Here is a 16,245-nt window from a genome sequence, read left to right as displayed (position 1 = left end):
GTGTAGGTTCTGGCGCATGGAGCGATACGCGGAGGCGGGCGCGGTGGAGTGGGTGGAGTCGGGCGGAGGGCCGCTCATCGCGGTCCCGGAGACGGTCCTGCCGTTCTGGGCGGGAGCCGACGGGGACGAGACGGCGTCGGACTACGACCGGGCGTGCGAAGTGGACGGGTTCATCGGGCTGTTGCCCGTCGGCGACAGCGCCGCGCTGGTACTCGGCGACGAGCCCGCCTCCACCACCTATCTGCCGGATCACGGAATCTTCGTACGGTGGTCCGCGGCCGACTCCGAGGCCGCACTTCTCGCGGAGGTGCCGACGGCGCTCGACTCGGCGGCGTGGGAACCGGAGGTGTGCTGGGACGTGCCCGGCGCGGTGCTGCTGTTCGACGCGGCGTGGCCCGGAACGGACTCCACGCGCACCGATCACGTCAGAGTCGCCCTGGATCCCGGCCGGTACGCCGTCCGCGCGGCCCGTGTGCAACCCGGCCCGGAGACCTGGCTCGGCCTCGTCCAGCTGCGGCGGCTGCCGCACTGACCACAAGACCCCGCGGCTGAAAATCCACGTGCGTCACCACCGGGCCACCGCCCATCATGATCCGCATGCCCCGACTCCCGCACCCCACCCCGGAAGAGCTGCGCCGCGACCCCCTGCCCCTGCGCGGCAGGACCGCCCTGGTCACCGGAGCGAGCAGACGGGCCGGGATCGGGCACGCGGTGGCCCGGCGGCTCGCCGCGTACGGGGCGAGCGTCTATCTGCACCACCATGTCCCGCACGACGAGCGGATGCCCTGGGGCGCCGACCGGCCCGAGGACGTGGCCGCCTCCGTGCGAGCCGCGCTCGGCGACCCGGACGCCCGGGTCGTGGCGGGCCCCGGTGACCTGGCCGATCCGGCCGTCCCCGCAGAGCTGATCGCCACCGCCGCCTCGGCACTCGGCGGACGGCTCGACGTCCTCGTCGCCAACCACGCCCTCAGCGGCTCCGACGGCACCCTCGACACCATCGACGCCGCGATGCTCGACGCGCACTGGGCGGTCGACACCCGCTCGGTGCTGCTGCTCGTACAGGCGTACGCGCGGCTGCGGGCCGCACTGCCGCCACGGACACCCGGGGGCCGCGTGGTGATGATGACCTCCGGCCAGGACATCGCGGGCGGCATGCCGGGCGAGATGGCGTATGCCCTCCAGAAGGGTGCCCTCGCCTCCATCACCCGCTCCCTGTCGACCACCCTCGCCGAGCACGCGGTCACCGTGAACACGGTCAACCCCGGCCCGGTGGACACGGATTACCTGACCGGTGAGGCGTACGACACCGTCGAAGCGATGTTCCCGGCCGGCCGCTGGGGCATGCCCGACGACCCGGCCCGCCTCATCGCCTGGCTGGCGACGGACGAGGCGGACTGGGTCACCGGTCAGGTGATCGACTCCGAGGGCGGCTTCCGGCGCTGATCAGAGGGCCGACAGCTCGTCCACCAGGTCGTCCAGGCCCAGCGAGCCCTGCGAAAGTGCCGCCATGTGCCAGGCCTTGAGGTCGAAGGCGTCGCCGTGCCGCCTGCGCGCGTTCTCGCGGCCCAGCAGCCAGGCCCGCTCGCCGAGCTTGTAGCCGATCGCCTGGCCGGGAATCGTCAGGTAGCGGGTCAGCTCGCTCTCCACGAAGTCCGCCGGGCGGCTGCTGTGCGCGCCGAAGAACTCCTGCGCCAGCTCCGGCGTCCAGCACTCGCCCGGGTGGAAGGGGGAGTCCGCCGGGATCTCCAGCTCCAGGTGCATGCCGATGTCGACGATGACCCGGGCGGCCCGCATCATCTGCGCGTCCAGGTAGCCGAGCCGCTGCTCCGCGTCCGTGAGGAAGCCCAGCTCGTCCATCAGGCGCTCCGCGTACAGCGCCCAGCCCTCCGCGTTGGCGCTGACCATGCCGACGGAGGCCTGGTAGCGGGAGAGGCTCCCGGCGACGTGCACCCACTGCGCGAGCTGGAGATGATGACCGGGGACGCCCTCGTGGTACCAGGTCGAGACGAGGTCGTAGACCGGGAAGCGGGTCTGGCCCATCGTCGGCAGCCAGGTGCGGCCCGGGCGCGAGAAGTCCTCCGACGGGGGCGTGTAATACGGGGCCGCCGCACCGCCGGGCGGGGCGATGCGCGACTCCACCCGCCGTACCCGCTCGGCGAGTTCGAAGTGCGTGCCGTCGAGCGTGTCGATGGCCTGGTCCATCAGACCCTGCAGCCAGTCCCGCACCTCGTCGACGCCCTCGATGTGCTTGCCGTGCGCGTCGAGGTGCGCGAGCGCGACCCACGGCGTCTCGGCGCCGGGCAGGATCTTCTCGGCCTCCTGCCTCATCTCGGCGAGCAGCCGGTGGTACTCGGACCAGCCGTACGCGTACGCCTCGTCCAGGTCGAGGTCCGTGCCGTTGAAGTAGCGCGCCCAGCGGGCGTAGCGTTCACGGCCCACCGTGTTCGGGGCGCCCTCGATCGTCGGCGCGTACACCTCGCGCATCCAGTCCCGCAGCCCGACGACGGCCGCGGTCGCCGCGCGGGCGGCCTCGTCCAGCTCGGTGCGCAGCGCCTCGGGGCCGGCCGACGCGAAGTCCTCGAACCAGCCGCGCCCCTTGCCGTCCGTGTCCGCCCACTCGGTCAGCTGCTCGACGAAGGTGGCCGTCGGGCGCGGGGCCGCGTACAGCTTGCGTTCCAGACCGAGCGCGAGGGACTCGCGGTAGCCCGCCAGCGCGGCCGGCACCGCGCGCAGCCGCTCGCCGATCCGCGCCCAGTCCTCGTCCGACTGCGTCGGCGTGACGGTGAAGATCTCGCGCACCGAGTGCGCGGGCGTGGCCATGTTGCCGACCGCTCGCAGGCCCTCGTCCGCCTCGTGCACGGCGAGCTCCGCGGTGAGCCGCTCGCGCAGCAGGCGCGCGCACCGGCGCTCGATGTCACTGTCCGCGCCGGGCTGCCGCTCGGCCTCGTCGAGCCGCGCGAGCGTCGTCCGCTGGAGTTCCGCAAGCGCCTGCTGGCCCGCGGGCGAGAGATCGGGCAGCCTGCTCGAACTCTCCTGCACGCCGAGATAGGTACCGGTGACCGGGTCGAGGGCGATGAGATCGTCGACGTACGTGTCGGCGACCTCGCGGGGCAGCGGGCTCTTGGTCTCAGACATGCGGACCATCCTCATACGGAGGCCGCCGCACGTCACCCGGATTGCGCCGAGGGCGTATCCGGGGGCAGCAGGGGTCCGCAGTCCCACTGCTGGAAGATCAACCGGGTCTCCACGCGGGCCACTTCGCGCCGGGACGTGAACTCGTCGAGGACCAGCCGTTGCAGATCGGCCATGTCCGCGACCGCCACATGGACGAGGTAGTCGTCGGCCCCCGTGAGGTGGAAGACGGTGCAGGACTCCGGCAGCGCCCGGATCCGCTCCACGAACGGTCCCACCAATTCCCGCCGGTGCGGCCTGACCTGCACGAACAGCAGAGCTTCCAGCCCCCGGCCCAACCTGGCCGGGTCGAGCCTGAGCTGATGGCCGAGGATCACGCCCGAGCGGCGCAGCCGGGTCACCCGGTCCAGACAGGTCGACGGCGCGACCCCGACCTGGGCGGCGAGGTCGCGGTAGGTGGTCCGGGCGTCGTTCTGCAACAGCCGCAGCAGATGCAGATCCACCGGATCCAGTACGACAGTTTCGGCCATAGATCGAACGTAACACGGGACGATGCCGCTCAGGCCCGGCCGATGTTCATCCTTCTTGCCATGGACTCAGCGAGAGCACTGGCCACCGAGGCTGTCCACGCAGGCCGCGACGACCTCGCCCGGCAGGGACTGCACACCCCGCCGATCGACCTGTCCACCACCTATCCCTCTTACGACAGCCGGGGCGAGGCCGCACGCATCGACGCCTTCGCCGCCACCGGCGCCGAACCGGACGGCCCGCCCGTCTACGGTCGGCTGGGCAACCCGACCGTCGCCCGCTTCGAGACCGCCCTGGCCCGTCTGGAGAACACCGAGGCCGCGGTCGCGTTCGCCAGCGGCATGGCCGCGCTGAGCGCCGTCCTTCTGGTACGGGGCTCCCTGGGCCTGCGCCACGTCGTCGCCGTACGTCCCCTGTACGGCTGCAGCGACCACCTGCTGACCGCCGGACTGCTCGGGTCGGAGGTGACCTGGACCGACCCGGGCCGGATCGCGGACGCGCTGCGCCCGGACACCGGTCTGGTGATGGTCGAGTCCCCGGCCAATCCCACGCTCGCCGAGGTGGACCTGCGGGCCGTCGCCCACGCCTGCGGCTCCGTGCCGCTGCTCGCGGACAACACCTTCGCCACGCCCGTGCTGCAACGCCCCGCCGAACAGGGCGCGCGACTGGTGCTGCACAGCGCCACCAAGTACCTCGGCGGGCACGGGGACGTGATGGCGGGCGTGGTGGCCTGCGACGAGGAGTTCGCCGGGCGGCTGCGGCAGGTGCGGTTCGCCACGGGCGGCGTACTGCATCCGCTGGCCGGCTATCTGCTGCTGCGGGGTCTGGCGACCCTGCCGGTGCGCGTGCGGGCCGCGTCCGCGGGCGCCGCCGAACTCGCCTGCCGTCTCGCCGCCGATCCGCGTGTCTCGCGCGTCCACTATCCGCGCATCGGCGGCGCGATGATCGCCTTCGAGGTGGAGGGCGACCCGCACGAGGTCATCGGCGCGGTCCGCCTGATCACCCCGGCGGTGAGCCTCGGCAGCGTCGACACGCTCATCCAGCACCCGGCCTCCATCAGCCACCGCGTCGTGGACGCCGAGGACCGCCGGGGCGCGGGCGTGAGCGACCGGCTGCTGCGGCTGTCGGTGGGGCTGGAGGACGTCGAGGACCTGTGGGCCGATCTGGACCGGGCGTTGGGGCAGCGGGCGCGGCCGCCGGTGCCCGCCGGGGTGCGGGAGCCGGTGCGGAGGGGCTGAGGGCAGGCGCCGGGCGTGTCGCTCAGCGTCCGGCAGCGGCACGAGGACGGCGGCGACCCGCCCGACGGACAGGTCGGCCGCATCCGTGACCGTGCCGGTCCGGCGATGAGCGGCGCGGCGAACGGCCCGGCGAAGCCCGCCGGGCCGTTTCCGGTTGCCGAAGTGCGCAGGCCCTAGTCCCGCACGATCCGCTCCTCGAACTCCCGCTCCTGTGGCCCCTCGTACGGCCATCCCGAGGCGACCGAGGCCGCGTCCAGCCGCGCCGTGATCACCAGGGTGCCCTCCTCGATCTGGTAGTCGAGGGGGAGGCCGAGGCCGCGCATCGCGGCGACCATGCCGGTGTTGGACGACTGCGTCACGGCGTACACGCTCGCGCAGCCGGCCTCGACCGCCATCGCCACCAGCCGGCCGAGGAGTTCGCCGCCGATGCCGCGCCGCTGCCAGGCGTCCTCGACGAGCAGCGCGACCTCCGTCTCGTCCCCGTCCCACAGCAGATGACCGAGCCCGACGATGCGCCCGGAGGCGGTCTCCACGGCGAGCGTCCGGCCGAAGCGCGGGCTCAGCAGGTGGCCGAGGTAGCGGTCGGCGTCACCGACCGGGCCGTGGTACCGCATGCCGAGCGTGCGCGCCGAGCACCGCTCGTGCATCGCCTTCGCGGCCTCGAGGTCGCCCGCGTCGGCCCGCCGTACGGTGATGTCCTTGCCCTCGGGCAGCGTCAGCACGTCCTGGGTGCGCGGCACCCGCGGACCGAGCCGTGCGTCCAGCTCCACCAGCGCCCGCGCCCGCGCGAATTCCGTCGGCGTGAACGGCAGATACGGCCGCTCCACGGTGATCACTCCGCCCTCCGGCGCCCGCAGCCGTATCACGGTGTCCTCCAGCACCCCTTCGACCGGCACGGCATCCGGTCCCCGGCCGCCACCGGCAGGCGCGGCGGGCAGCGAACGGATCGTGCACCGGCCCAGCAACTGCCGCAGCGCCAGCGGCAGCTCCGCCGCGTCCAGCGCGGTGCGGGCCGCCAGACCGAGGACCCGGGTCGGCGCGTCCACCAGATCGTGGGCGTCCGCCCGCTCGATCCAGGTGTCGGCCCCGCCGGCCAGCGCTACCGCACGGGTGACGTCCCCGGCCGCGAGCTCGGCGGGAGCGCGCAGCAGGAACTCGTCCACCGTGCCGTCGGCCAGCGGATGGGTCTGCAGGCTCAGGATGTCGACCCGCTGTCCGGCGAGGGCCGCGCACAGGGCGGCGAGCGACCCGGGCTCGTCCTTCACCGTGGTCCGCATTCGCCACAGCGTGCTCTCCCCGGACACGGGGCCGGCCGTCGCCGCCGCCTGGTCGGAGGGCCCGGCCTGCTGCGTGGTCGGCAGCGGCCGGGCACCGGTATCGCCCGTCGGCGGGGCGTGACCGTGGCGGCGTGACCACCATGTGTGGAACCCGGCGGTGGCGATCAGGGCGATCGCCGAGATCACCAGCAGCGCCGGGCCGTCGGGGCCGTGCCCGACCAGGTTCGCCACGGCGTCCGCCACCGCGACCGCCGTGAAGAGGGCGGCGAGTTCGACCACGTCGCGCCGCCAGTGGTGGACGGGGCGACCGTTCTTGGTACGCGTCACATCAGACACTTTTCGAGTCATGCAGCCACTGTGAAGGAACGGTGTTGCGTGATCACGAACGCTTTGTGACTGAGCGGTAAAGTGTGTTTCTGTACCTTTTGTTGTTTCTTTAATGGTTGTGGGTGTGATGGTTGTGGGTCCAGTTACTGGCCGACCCGGCCCGGTTGCAGCACCTGGGTGAACAGCACCGTGCCGTCCTGCTCGCGCAGCCGCACCGTCATCTCGCCGTTGTCGCCGTCGATGTCGACCTCGCCGAAGAACTGGTAGCCGCCGGCGGGGGAGACGTTGGCCGTGGTGGGCGCCTTGACGAAGACGCGGTCCGGGCCGAAGGTGCCGTCCAGTGTGTTCGCCGGGAAGGCACCCGCGTTGAGCGGTCCGGAGACGAACTCCCAGAACGGTGCGAAGTCCTTGAACGCGGCCCGTGACGGGTCGTAGTGCTGGGCCGAGGTGTAGTGGACGTCGGCCGTCAGCCACACGGTGCCGGTGATCCGCCGGTGCTTGACGAACCGCAGCAGCTCGGCGATCTGCAGCTCACGGCCGAGCGGTGCGCCGGGGTCGCCCTGCGCGACCGCCTCGATGTTCGGCTTGCCGTCCCCGGTGTCCGGGACGACCAGGCCGAGCGGCATGTCGGAGGCGATCACCTTCCACACCGCACGCGAGCGGGCCAGCTCGCGCTTGAGCCACTCCAGTTGCTCCCGGCCGAGGATGCCCTGCGGGTCGGTGGTCTGGTTGTCGGGCGAGTTGGCGTTGCGGTACGTGCGCATGTCCAGGACGAAGACGTCGAGGAGCGGGCCGTAGCGCTGCACCCGGTAGACCCGGCCGTCGGGACGGCGCAGCGTCGAGATGGGGAAGTACTCCGAGAAGGCCTGCCGGGCGCGGGCGGCGAGGACGTCGACGTTCTTCTCGGTGTACCGGGTGTCGGCGAGGATCTCCCCGGGATACCAGTTGTTGGTGACCTCGTGGTCGTCCCACTGGATGATGGAGGGGACCTGGGCGTTGAAGGCCCGCAGGTTCTCGTCCAGCAGGTTGTAGCGGAAGTTGCCGCGGAACTCGGAGAGGGTCTCCGCGACCTTCGACTTCTCCTCGGTGGTGATGTTCCGCCAGGTCCGCCCGTCGGGCAGGGCCACGGTCTCGCTGATCGGGCCGTCGGCGTAGACGTTGTCACCGCTGCAGAGGAAGAAGTCCGGGTCGAGCTTGGCCATCGCCTCGTAGATCCGGTAGCCGCCGAACTCCGGGTTGATGCCCCAGCCCTGCCCGGCGAGGTCGCCGGACCAGACGAACCGCACGCCGTCGCGCCGCCTGGCGGAGGCCGTGCGGAAGGTGCCGGTGACCGGCTCGCCCGTGCGGCGCGGGTCGTCCGGGTCGGCGAGGAGCACGCGGTAGTGGATCCGCTCGCCGGACGGCAGCCCGCGCAGCGCGGTCGTGCCGGTGAAGTCCGTGTCCGCGCCGAGCAGCGGGCCGTGCCATCTGCGCGGGTTGCGGAACGACTCGGTCGCGGAGGTCTCGACGATCATCCGGGCCGGACGGTCGGACCGCACCCACACCAGCCCGGAGTCGCAGGTCACGTCTCCCGTCTGCACGCCCCAGCCCGCCTTGGGGCGACCCGACAGGGCGAAGGCCGGTGCCGCGCCGAGGGCGGACGGCAGTGTCAGGGCCGCCGACGCGGCTAGGGAGCCGCGCAGGACGCTGCGGCGACCGGGGAACGGACGGTGTGACATGGATGCGCCTCCAGGGACGGGATCCGGCCAGTGTGCAGAGCCACCATTACTGGTGCGCCGCAGCGCACCGGGAAACCACAAGTGAACAACTGACCGCGGGCACAGGGGAACCGGTGTGCGACGCGCGGACCGCGCCGCCGCCCGCGGTGAGAGGAGGCCGGGGTGTGCCCGCATTTACGAGGGGTCGTACCCGCTGGCGCGTAATCAGGAGTGAAAGGCCGCAGCGAGGGGGCAGGCTGATGCCGGGCCCCGGCATCGTACGCGCAATCCTGGAGCGCCCGTGGACGCCAAGAACCGATTCGAGACGAAAACCACCTTCGTACTCGCCCGACTCGAATGGCTGGCCATTCTGATCGTTTCGCTCGTGCTCGCCTTCCAGCACCTTTCCGAGATTCGGTGGGGCGTCTTCGTCGCGTTCTTCGCGGTGATCGACGTCATCGGCTACATTCCCGGGGCGCTCGCCTTCCGGCGCAGCCCCGACCGGCGCGTCGCACGCGGCTACTACGTGGCCTACAACGCGATGCACAGCCTGATCACGGCCGGTGTGCTGGCCGGAGCATGGGCGCTGTTCGTCGAGCCGGAATGGGCTCTGCTCGCCCTTCCCATCCATCTCATGGGCGACCGGGCGCTCTTCGGGAATTCCCTGAAACCCTTCGGTGTCGCCTTCGAACCGGAAACCAACCCGGCCTACCGGGAGTTCGAGCAGAAATACCGGTCCGTGACCGCCGACGCATCGCAGACTTCTCTGGAGGGCACGCATGCCGTCCGTGCTTGACACGCTCGCCGAGTACAGCGACAACCCCAGTTCATTTCTCGCACTGAACAGCGGCAACGAATACTTCCGCGACGACCGGTTCGACGGCGCATGCGCCTATCGCCGATCAGGACGTTACGTCTTCCAATTCGGCGGTCCCTTCACCGCCCCCGAACACCGGGCGTGCCTGCTGGACACCTTCGTCAAGGAGACCGGACCCCGTCTGGTGGCGGTACAACTGCAGCACGCGGACGCCGAGTTGTACGCCGCGCACGGCTTCACGGTCAACCAGATCGGAGCGTCGTACGCCGTCGACCTGTCCCGGTTCACTCTGCGCGGCTCCCGCTTCGTACGGCTGCGGAACAAGATCTCGCGGGCCCGGCGGGCGGGTCTGGAGGTGGCCGAGCTCCAGCACGACGACGACTGCTCCGAGCTGGACCGGCTCGACGACACCTGGCTGCGGGACAAGGGCCGGCACGTCAAGGAGCTCCGCTTCCTCGTCGGCCAGCGCACCGGGCCGCTGCAACCCCACCGCCGGCTGTTCGTCGGCCGTATCGACGGCGCGGCGGTCGGCTACATCACCTACTCGCCGGTCTACGGCAGCCGCCCCGGATGGCTGCACGACCTCAGCCGACGGCTGCCCGACGCCCCGCCCGGCGTGATGGAGGCGCTCAACGCCACCGCCATGGAACGGTTCGTCGCCGACGGCGCCGGCTGGCTGCACTTCGGGTTCACCCCGTTCACCGGGCTCGGCGACGAGCACGAACTGCCTGGCGCCAGCCGCATGTTCACCCGGTTCGCCCGACTGCTGGCGGACCACGGCCAGGCGATCTACCCCGCGGCCTCCCAGCTCGAATACAAGGAGAAGTGGGCCCCGCACGTGGTCCTCCCGGAGTACATCGCCTTCCTCGGCAGGCCCCGCATCGGCGCCGTATGGCGGCTGCTGCGCGCCACCAACGCCGTATGACCGACCAGCGCGTACCCATCGCACCCTGGAGGACCGCACGTCCATGAGATTCCTCGAACGTGAACGCACCACGCTGGCCAAGCTGCTGCCGGACCTGGACCCCGCCCTCGTGGAAACCCCGCTGATGGAGCTGGAGCGGCCCGGCAGCCCCGGCATCCGGCTGTTCCGGGACAGCGGTGGCCCGGGGCTCCTCGTGCCCGAGTCCCACCAGGGCCGGGGAGCGAGCGCGCTGGACGCGCTGCGCGTGCAACGGGCCATCGGCAGCCGCTCGCCGTCCCTGGCCGTGGCGACCACCATGCACCACTTCTCCATGGCCACTTTGGTCGGCCTGGGCCACCTCGGGGGAGAGACCGACGGCCTGGAATGGATGCTGATCGAGGGCGTGGCCTCCACCAACCGGGTCATCGCCTCCGGCTTCGCCGAAGGACGCAGCGGCGCCGGCATCCTGGAGCCGTCGATGACCGCCACGGTCACCGAGGACGGCGTACGGCTCAACGGCGTCAAACGCCCGTGCAGCCTGGCCCGCTCCATGGACGTGCTGACCGCGAGCGTGATGATCCCCCGTGAGGACGGCCAGGGCGACGAGCTCGCGGTGGCGCTGGTGCCCGCCGAGAGCGAGGGCCTGAGCGTCAGCGGCTTCTGGTCCAGTGCCTTCCTCGCCGGAGCGGAGAGCGAACAGGTCACCCTCACCGACGTCCTGGTACCGCCCGAACTCCTGCTGCGCACCGCCACCCCAGCCGGACACAGCCTCGACGAACTGCAGACGGCCGGGCTGATCTGGTTCCAGGTGCTGATGACCGGCAGCTACCTCGGCGCCGCGAGCGCCCTGGTGGAACGCGTGCTGCTCAACGACCGGATCCCCGAGCACGAGCGCGTACGGCTGTACGTGGACACCGAGGCCGCCATGGCCGCCGCCGAGGGCATCGCCCGCCGCGTGGACGCCGGCGACCTCGGCGAGTCCGCGCTCGTCCAGGCGCTCTGCACGCGCTACGGCGCCCAGGACACCCTCGCCCGGGTCGTCCCCCGCGCGGTAGAACTCCTCGGCGGGCTCAACTTCATGACGTCCGACGAGGTCGGCCACCTGGCCGCCTGCGCCAACGGACTGTCCCTGCATCCGCCGTCCCGGCCCCGGATGACCGGCCCGTTCTCCGGCTACCTGGCCGACCAGCCGCTGACCATCGCCTGACAGCCGGATCGTCGTACGGCAGCCGAGTCCCGAGCCGTCGTGCGCCCACCGAAGTCACGAGCCGTCGTACGCCGGCCGAATTCCCGGCCGTCGTACGCCGGCCGAGAGCCCCGCCGTCCTACGGCAGTCGAGTCCCGTTGGGGGAACACACCCATGCCGCCACACATCCCGAGTCCCACCGATCGCCCCACCCTGCTGCTCACCGGCGGCTCCGGGGTGCTCGGGCGGGCCCTGATCGACGAGTTGTCACCCGACTTCGACCTGGTCTGCCTGCGCCGGAACAGGCCCCTGCACGACCCCCGCGTGCGCGAGCTCCAGGGCGACCTCCTCTCGCCCCGCCTGGGCCTGGCTCCCGAGGCCTGGCAGCGACTCGCCGACGAGGTGGACGTCGTACTGCACTCGGCCGCCGAGACCAACTGGCGCACCCCGCCCGAGGACATCGTGCGGACCAACACCTCCGGCACCCGGGCCATGCTCGACCTGGCAGCCCGCGCCGACGCACCCCTCTACCTGGTGAGCACCGCCTTCGTGGCGAGCATCCCGGCCGCCGAGGACAAGCGGCGCTTCCCGGGAGCCGCCGCCTACCTCGCCTCCAAGACCGCGGCCGAGCAGATGGTGCGCGAGGCCGGCCTCCCCGGCGCCCTCGTGCGCCCCTCCGTCGTGATGGGCGACTCCGTCACCGGGCGGATCGCCGGACAGCAGGGCCTGACCAAGACGCTCGGCTCGATGGTGCTCGGGCAGGTGCCGGTGCTGCCCGGCGCTCCCGAGGCCCGGATCGACATGGTCCCGCAGGACTTCGTCACCCGGGCCGTCGGCGACCTGATCCGGGGCGGGGTGCGCGACGGCGAGTACTGGCTGACAGCCGGCAAGGAGGCGCCGCTGCTGCGGGAGATCTCCGACATCTGCGCGGAGTTCGCCGTCCGCCACGGCCTGCCCGAGCCGCACCGGCCACGGCTCATCCCGGTCGAGGCGGTGCACCGGCTGCTGCTGCCCATGCTGGAGGGCACCTCGATGCCCGCCTCGGTACGCCAGCGCCTCCAGCACTACGCGGAACTGCTCCTGGTCTTCCAGCGAGAGCTGCCCTTCGCCTCCTCCCTCGGCGACCCCGACTGCGGCCCGCGCCTGACCCACACCGACATCCGCGCCGCCCTCGTACGGAACCTGGAGAGCTGGGCCGAAGGCCGGGCCGGACTGCTCAGGCGACACCGCGCGGCCCGGCCCGCCGCCACCACTCCGAGGGAGCTGGCCTCATGACGATCTCACCCCCCGCACCGCTCAACCTGGCCGCACCCCTGCCCGGCGGCACGGAACTCGTCGAGCTGTACCTGAAGCACATCGGCTCCGGCCGCGCGGTCATGGGCCGGGTCATGGGCGGCATGGCCGAAGTACGCTCCGAAGGCCCCTGGATCCACACCGACGACGGCCGCCGCTTCCTCGACTTCGGTGGCTACGGCGTCTTCCTCCTCGGCCACCGGCACCCTGCCGTCGTCGAGGCGGTGCACCGGCAGATCGACACCCATCCGCTGGCCAGCCGCGTCTTCCTCGAACCGGTCGCCGCCCGGGCCGCCCAGGCGCTCGCCGCGCACACCCCACCGGGTCTCGACTACGTCCACTTCGTCAACTCCGGCGCCGAGGCGACCGAAGCCGCCCTGAAACTCGCCCGCGCACACGGACGCAACGCGGTCATCACCACGCGCAAGGGCTTCCACGGCAAGACCCTCGGCGCGCTGAGCGTCACCGCGAACGCCACCTACCAGAGGCCGTTCCAACCCCTGCTCCCGGACACCACACAGGTCTCCTACGGCGACCCGGCCGACCTGAAACAGGCGCTGGCCGCCCGTCGCGACCGGGCCTGCGTCATCGTCGAGCCGGTCCAGGGCGAGGGCGGGGTGCGCATCCCGGAGCCCGGCTACCTCCGTGAAGTGGCCGCGCTCTGCGAGGAGTTCGGCGCGCTGCTCGTCGTGGACGAGATCCAGACCGGGATGGGCCGGCTGGGCACCTGGTGGGGAGTGGACGCGGAAGGCGTCCGCCCGGACATCCTGCTGGTGGGCAAGGGGCTCAGTGGGGGAGTGGTGCCGATCGCCGCGATGGCCGCCACCGAGCAGACATACGCCCCCTTCAGCCGAGACCCCTACCTGCACACCTCCACCTTCGGCGCCTCCCCGATCGCCTGCGCCGCCGCGCTCGCCACCGTCGAGACCATGGAACGGGAGGACACCGTGGCGCGGGCGGCGACGCTCGGCGCGCGGATCCTCGCCGGGGTACGGGCCGTGTGCGCGCCGTACCAGGAGGTCCTGGTCCACGACGTGCGCGGCCGCGGCCTGCTGATCGGGATCGAGTTGACCGAGGAACAGGCGGTCGGCGAGCTGCTGCTGGAGCTCATCGCCCGGGACGTGCTCGTCAACCACTCGCTCAACTCCACCCGGGTGCTGCGGCTGACCCCGCCCGCGGTGGTGGACGACGACGCCCTCGACCTGTTCTTCACCACGCTCGCCGAGGCCCTGCACACCACAGCCCTTCGCATGACCGGGTGACACCACCGTCCGGCAACCGGAAAGGAACCGAAACCATGCGCCACGTGGTCCTGCACGCGCTCGCCGACGGCCTGGCCCCGGCCGACGTCTACCGACGCATCACCGACTTCCGCCGCTATCCCGAACTCACCGACACCGTGCGCGAGGTCCGCGTGGACGCCCCGCTGGCCGACGGCTCGCTGGTGTCGGAGTGGACCGTGACGTTCCGGGGCGGGCTCATGCGATGGCGAGAACGCGACATGTTCTCGCCGGAGACCCTCTCCCTGTCCTTCGAGCAGCTCAGCGGCGACTTCCAGACCTTCGAGGGAAGCTGGCGCTGCGAACCGCGCGACGGCGGCACGCTCGTCGTCTTCACCGCCTCGTTCGACCTCGGCATCCCCACCCTCGCGGAGATCCTCGACCCGGTGGCCGAGTCCACGCTGCGGACCAACATCGCCCGCATCCTCGTCGGACTGGTGGGCGCGGAGGTGATCGATGAGTGCGCCGCCGCGGCTCGCGGCTGAGCCCACGCCCCCGCCGCCCGCGGACCCCCTGGGCGACGAGCCGGGCCCCGGCGCCGCCCGCTGCCTGGGGCTGTACGCCAAGCTGGCCGCCGGCGTGACCGTCGTGACGGCCCGGGGCGCGGACGGCCCGCTCGGCATGACGGTCTCCGCCGTCACCTCCCTGTCGGCCCGGCCGCCGCTGCTCCTGGCCTGCCTGCGCGACGGCTCCCGCACGCTCGGCGCGGTCCGCGCCCACGGCGCCTTCGCGGTCCATCTGCTCCGGGAGGAACAGCACGGCCTGGCCGCCCGGTTCGCGTCCCCGACCACGACCGCGGCCCAGCGGTTCGCCGGTACCGACACCCGGCAGGTGCTCGGCGTCCCGGTGCTCGGCGGAGCGCTCGCCTGGTCGGTGTGCCTGGTGGACGACGTACGCCGCTACGGCGACCACCACCTCGTCGTCGGGCGGGTGGCGGCCGTGCACGTGGGCGGCGGGCGCCCACTGCTGTGGCACGACCGCCGGTTCCGGACCCTCGAAGAGCCCGAGCCCGAGCCCGAGCCCGAGCCCGAGCCCGAGCCCGAGCCCGAACCGGTGCCGGTGCCGGTGCCGGACGGCGCCGGATGACCCGGCCACCGGCCGGCTCCCCCGCCTGGGAGCCGGCCGAGCTACCGTCGCAGCCCCCGCTGCACGGCGTGGCCACCGCGGACGTGGCCGTGGTCGGGGCCGGCCTCGCCGGCCTCGCCTGCGCCTACCACCTCGCGGAACGCGCCCCGGGCCTGGACATCGCCGTGGTCGACGCCGAGCGGCCGGCCGCCGGGGCGAGCGGCCGGGGCACCGGCCTGCTGGGCCCCCGGGTCGGCCCGCCGATCGACCGCGCGGTACGCCGCTTCGGCCCGAGCACCGCACGCCGGATGCACCTGGCCAGCGTGCGGGCGGTGGAAGGCGTCCTCGAACTGTGCGCGCGCCTCGACGTGGGCTGCGGACTGCGACGCGGCGAGCAGATCATGGCGACGCGCTCGCCCGCGCACCTGAGGGCCCTGGCCGGACAGGCGAAGGCCTACCGGGCGCTCGGCCTGGACGTGCCGGTCCTGTCCGGGGCCGCCGTCCGCACGCGGGTCGGCGTGCCCTACACCGCAGGGCTGCTCCACCGCACCGCGGCCACCCTGGACCCGGCCGCGCTGACCTGCGCCCTCGCCCGCGCCTGCGCCGCCAGAGGCGTGCGCTTCTACGGGAACAGCACCCTGCGGGCCGTACACACCGGGGACCTGGTCGGACCCGAACTGGTCTTCCCGCACGGCAGGCTCTACGCCGGGCAGGCGGTACTGGCCGTCAACTCCGCCGCGCAAGGAGTGGGCCTGCCCGTCGGCACGATCCTGCCGCTGGAGGTGTACGCCGTGGCCACCGCGCCCGTCGGCCGTGCGGCGTACGAGGCCCTGGGCGGGCGCGCGGGATACGCCGTCGTGGACGCGGCACCGATGGCGCCGTACTTCCGGCTGCTGCCGGACGGGGGACTGGTGGCGGGCGGCGGGACCGTCACCGCCCCGGCCGGCCTCGACGCACCCGCACTCCAGGCCGTCCGCGAGCGGGCCTGGGCCTGGCTGGACCGCTGGCTGCGTTCCCTGCACCCCGACCTGTCCGACGTACGGGTCACCCACCGCTGGTCGGGCCGTATCGGCATGACCCTCGACGACCTGCCGGTGGTCGGGCCGGTCCACGGCCTCCCCGACGTCTGGTACATCGGCGGCTGCTGCGGGCACGGCCTGGCGATGTCCGTGGCCCACGGCGCGTACGTCGCCGCAGCCCTGCTGGGCGAGCCGGAACCCGGGGACCCGCTGCCCTGGCACCGCTCGAGCGCCCCACGACTGCCCGTCGGCGGGCCGACCCGCCGCCTGCTGCGGGGGTATGTGGACGCGCTCGGCAGATCCACACGACGGACGTGCTGACACTGGCGGGGGTGGGGCGTGTGGCGGGGCCGGCTTGGATGCGGGGGCCGACTTGGGTGTTGGGTCGGCTTGGATGCGGGGGCCGACTTGGGTGTTGGGTCGGCTTGGATGCGGGGGCCGACTTGGGTGTTGGGTCGGCTTGGATGCGGGGGCCGACTTGG

16 protein-coding genes are annotated in these 16,245 nt (G+C 72.5%); 12 read left to right on the top strand and 4 right to left on the bottom strand.

Annotated features, from left to right (window positions below):
* Window positions 1-16: 16 nt before the first annotated feature.
* Window positions 17-532, top strand: a complete 516-nt coding sequence (locus ABT063_RS15890; RefSeq protein ID WP_351057932.1) for an immunity 21 family protein — start codon at window positions 17-19, stop codon at window positions 530-532.
* Window positions 533-597: 65 nt separating this feature from the next.
* Window positions 598-1,443, top strand: a complete 846-nt coding sequence (locus tag ABT063_RS15885; RefSeq protein ID WP_351057931.1) for an SDR family oxidoreductase — start codon at window positions 598-600, stop codon at window positions 1,441-1,443.
* Here ABT063_RS15885 and ABT063_RS15880 read toward each other — a convergent pair whose 3' ends face one another.
* Entirely contained in the window at window positions 1,444-3,135 is a 1,692-nt protein-coding gene (locus tag ABT063_RS15880; RefSeq protein WP_351057930.1) for a DUF885 domain-containing protein, read from the bottom strand.
* Between the two features lie 32 nt (window positions 3,136-3,167).
* Window positions 3,168-3,662: an Lrp/AsnC family transcriptional regulator gene (locus tag ABT063_RS15875; RefSeq protein ID WP_351057929.1), complete on the bottom strand. Its 495-nt coding sequence runs from the start codon at window positions 3,660-3,662 to the stop codon at window positions 3,168-3,170.
* A 60-nt stretch (window positions 3,663-3,722) separates the two neighbouring features.
* Between ABT063_RS15875 and ABT063_RS15870 the strand changes: the two genes are divergently transcribed.
* Together ABT063_RS15870 and ABT063_RS15865 are read left to right on the top strand one after the other, a co-directional pair.
* Window positions 3,723-4,898 (top strand): trans-sulfuration enzyme family protein, encoded by a 1,176-nt coding sequence (locus ABT063_RS15870; protein WP_502990821.1) that lies wholly within the window; start codon window positions 3,723-3,725, stop codon window positions 4,896-4,898.
* Window positions 4,899-4,913: 15 nt separating this feature from the next.
* Window positions 4,914-5,075 carry a hypothetical protein gene (locus tag ABT063_RS15865; protein WP_351057925.1) on the top strand — a complete coding sequence of 54 codons (162 nt, stop codon included), beginning with the start codon at window positions 4,914-4,916 and terminating at the stop codon, window positions 5,073-5,075.
* Here the strand turns inward: ABT063_RS15865 and ABT063_RS15860 are convergent.
* Window positions 5,072-6,523: a GNAT family N-acetyltransferase gene (locus ABT063_RS15860; RefSeq protein ID WP_351057924.1), complete on the bottom strand. Its 1,452-nt coding sequence runs from the start codon at window positions 6,521-6,523 to the stop codon at window positions 5,072-5,074. The two genes, ABT063_RS15865 and ABT063_RS15860, sit on opposite strands and share 4 nt — an antisense overlap.
* A gap of 122 nt (window positions 6,524-6,645) precedes the next feature.
* Window positions 6,646-8,220 (bottom strand): alkaline phosphatase D family protein, encoded by a 1,575-nt coding sequence (locus ABT063_RS15855; RefSeq protein WP_351057922.1) that lies wholly within the window; start codon window positions 8,218-8,220, stop codon window positions 6,646-6,648.
* Window positions 8,221-8,500: 280 nt separating this feature from the next.
* Between ABT063_RS15855 and ABT063_RS15850 the strand changes: the two genes are divergently transcribed.
* The 8 genes from ABT063_RS15850 (at window position 8,501) to ABT063_RS15815 (ending at window position 16,084) form a co-directional block, all read left to right on the top strand.
* Complete coding sequence (locus ABT063_RS15850) at window positions 8,501-8,995, top strand: hypothetical protein (protein WP_351057920.1); 495 nt, start codon at window positions 8,501-8,503, stop codon at window positions 8,993-8,995.
* The gene (locus ABT063_RS15845; protein ID WP_351057918.1) at window positions 8,979-9,941 is read left to right on the top strand and encodes a bifunctional lysylphosphatidylglycerol flippase/synthetase MprF; all 963 of its coding nucleotides are present in this window, start codon (window positions 8,979-8,981) and stop codon (window positions 9,939-9,941) included. Before ABT063_RS15850 ends, ABT063_RS15845 begins: the two co-directional genes overlap by 17 nt.
* Before the next feature lie 43 nt (window positions 9,942-9,984).
* Complete coding sequence (locus ABT063_RS15840; RefSeq protein ID WP_351057916.1) at window positions 9,985-11,127, top strand: acyl-CoA dehydrogenase family protein; 1,143 nt, start codon at window positions 9,985-9,987, stop codon at window positions 11,125-11,127.
* 153 nt (window positions 11,128-11,280) lie between these two features.
* The gene (locus ABT063_RS15835; RefSeq protein ID WP_351057914.1) at window positions 11,281-12,381 is read left to right on the top strand and encodes an SDR family oxidoreductase; all 1,101 of its coding nucleotides are present in this window, start codon (window positions 11,281-11,283) and stop codon (window positions 12,379-12,381) included.
* Window positions 12,378-13,661: an aspartate aminotransferase family protein gene (locus ABT063_RS15830; protein ID WP_351057913.1), complete on the top strand. Its 1,284-nt coding sequence runs from the start codon at window positions 12,378-12,380 to the stop codon at window positions 13,659-13,661. The genes ABT063_RS15835 and ABT063_RS15830 overlap by 4 nt, the downstream gene beginning before the upstream one ends.
* 35 nt (window positions 13,662-13,696) lie before the next feature.
* On the top strand, window positions 13,697-14,164 hold the full coding sequence (locus ABT063_RS15825) for an aromatase/cyclase (protein ID WP_351057912.1): 468 nt from the start codon (window positions 13,697-13,699) through the stop codon (window positions 14,162-14,164).
* Window positions 14,136-14,765 (top strand): flavin reductase family protein, encoded by a 630-nt coding sequence (locus tag ABT063_RS15820; protein ID WP_351057911.1) that lies wholly within the window; start codon window positions 14,136-14,138, stop codon window positions 14,763-14,765. Before ABT063_RS15825 ends, ABT063_RS15820 begins: the two co-directional genes overlap by 29 nt.
* Complete coding sequence (locus ABT063_RS15815) at window positions 14,762-16,084, top strand: NAD(P)/FAD-dependent oxidoreductase (protein WP_351057909.1); 1,323 nt, start codon at window positions 14,762-14,764, stop codon at window positions 16,082-16,084. The genes ABT063_RS15820 and ABT063_RS15815 overlap by 4 nt, the downstream gene beginning before the upstream one ends.
* The last annotated feature ends 161 nt before the right edge of the window (window positions 16,085-16,245 follow it).

The organism is Streptomyces sp. NPDC002838, from assembly GCF_040295365.1.
Taxonomy (GTDB): Bacteria; Actinomycetota; Actinomycetes; order Streptomycetales; family Streptomycetaceae; genus Streptomyces.
The sequence above is the reverse complement of the archived record's forward strand: the minus strand, read 5'-3'. Positions and strand labels throughout refer to the sequence as shown.

Excerpts from the sequence above, each read along its gene's own strand:
- ABT063_RS15860 (WP_351057924.1), bottom strand. The coding sequence starts at position 6,523 with ATGACTCGAAAAGTGTCTGATGTGACGCGTACCAAGAACGGTCGCCCC.
- ABT063_RS15880 (WP_351057930.1), bottom strand. The coding sequence starts at position 3,135 with ATGTCTGAGACCAAGAGCCCGCTGCCCCGCGAGGTCGCCGACACGTAC.
- ABT063_RS15835 (WP_351057914.1), top strand. The coding sequence starts at position 11,281 with ATGCCGCCACACATCCCGAGTCCCACCGATCGCCCCACCCTGCTGCTC.
- ABT063_RS15885 (WP_351057931.1), top strand. The coding sequence starts at position 598 with ATGCCCCGACTCCCGCACCCCACCCCGGAAGAGCTGCGCCGCGACCCC.
- ABT063_RS15875 (WP_351057929.1), bottom strand. The coding sequence starts at position 3,662 with ATGGCCGAAACTGTCGTACTGGATCCGGTGGATCTGCATCTGCTGCGG.
- ABT063_RS15820 (WP_351057911.1), top strand. The coding sequence starts at position 14,136 with ATGAGTGCGCCGCCGCGGCTCGCGGCTGAGCCCACGCCCCCGCCGCCC.
- ABT063_RS15815 (WP_351057909.1), top strand. The coding sequence starts at position 14,762 with ATGACCCGGCCACCGGCCGGCTCCCCCGCCTGGGAGCCGGCCGAGCTA.
- ABT063_RS15825 (WP_351057912.1), top strand. The coding sequence starts at position 13,697 with ATGCGCCACGTGGTCCTGCACGCGCTCGCCGACGGCCTGGCCCCGGCC.
- ABT063_RS15870 (WP_502990821.1), top strand. The coding sequence starts at position 3,723 with ATGGACTCAGCGAGAGCACTGGCCACCGAGGCTGTCCACGCAGGCCGC.
- ABT063_RS15890 (WP_351057932.1), top strand. The coding sequence starts at position 17 with ATGGAGCGATACGCGGAGGCGGGCGCGGTGGAGTGGGTGGAGTCGGGC.
- ABT063_RS15845 (WP_351057918.1), top strand. The coding sequence starts at position 8,979 with ATGCCGTCCGTGCTTGACACGCTCGCCGAGTACAGCGACAACCCCAGT.
- ABT063_RS15855 (WP_351057922.1), bottom strand. The coding sequence starts at position 8,220 with ATGTCACACCGTCCGTTCCCCGGTCGCCGCAGCGTCCTGCGCGGCTCC.
- ABT063_RS15840 (WP_351057916.1), top strand. The coding sequence starts at position 9,985 with ATGAGATTCCTCGAACGTGAACGCACCACGCTGGCCAAGCTGCTGCCG.
- ABT063_RS15830 (WP_351057913.1), top strand. The coding sequence starts at position 12,378 with ATGACGATCTCACCCCCCGCACCGCTCAACCTGGCCGCACCCCTGCCC.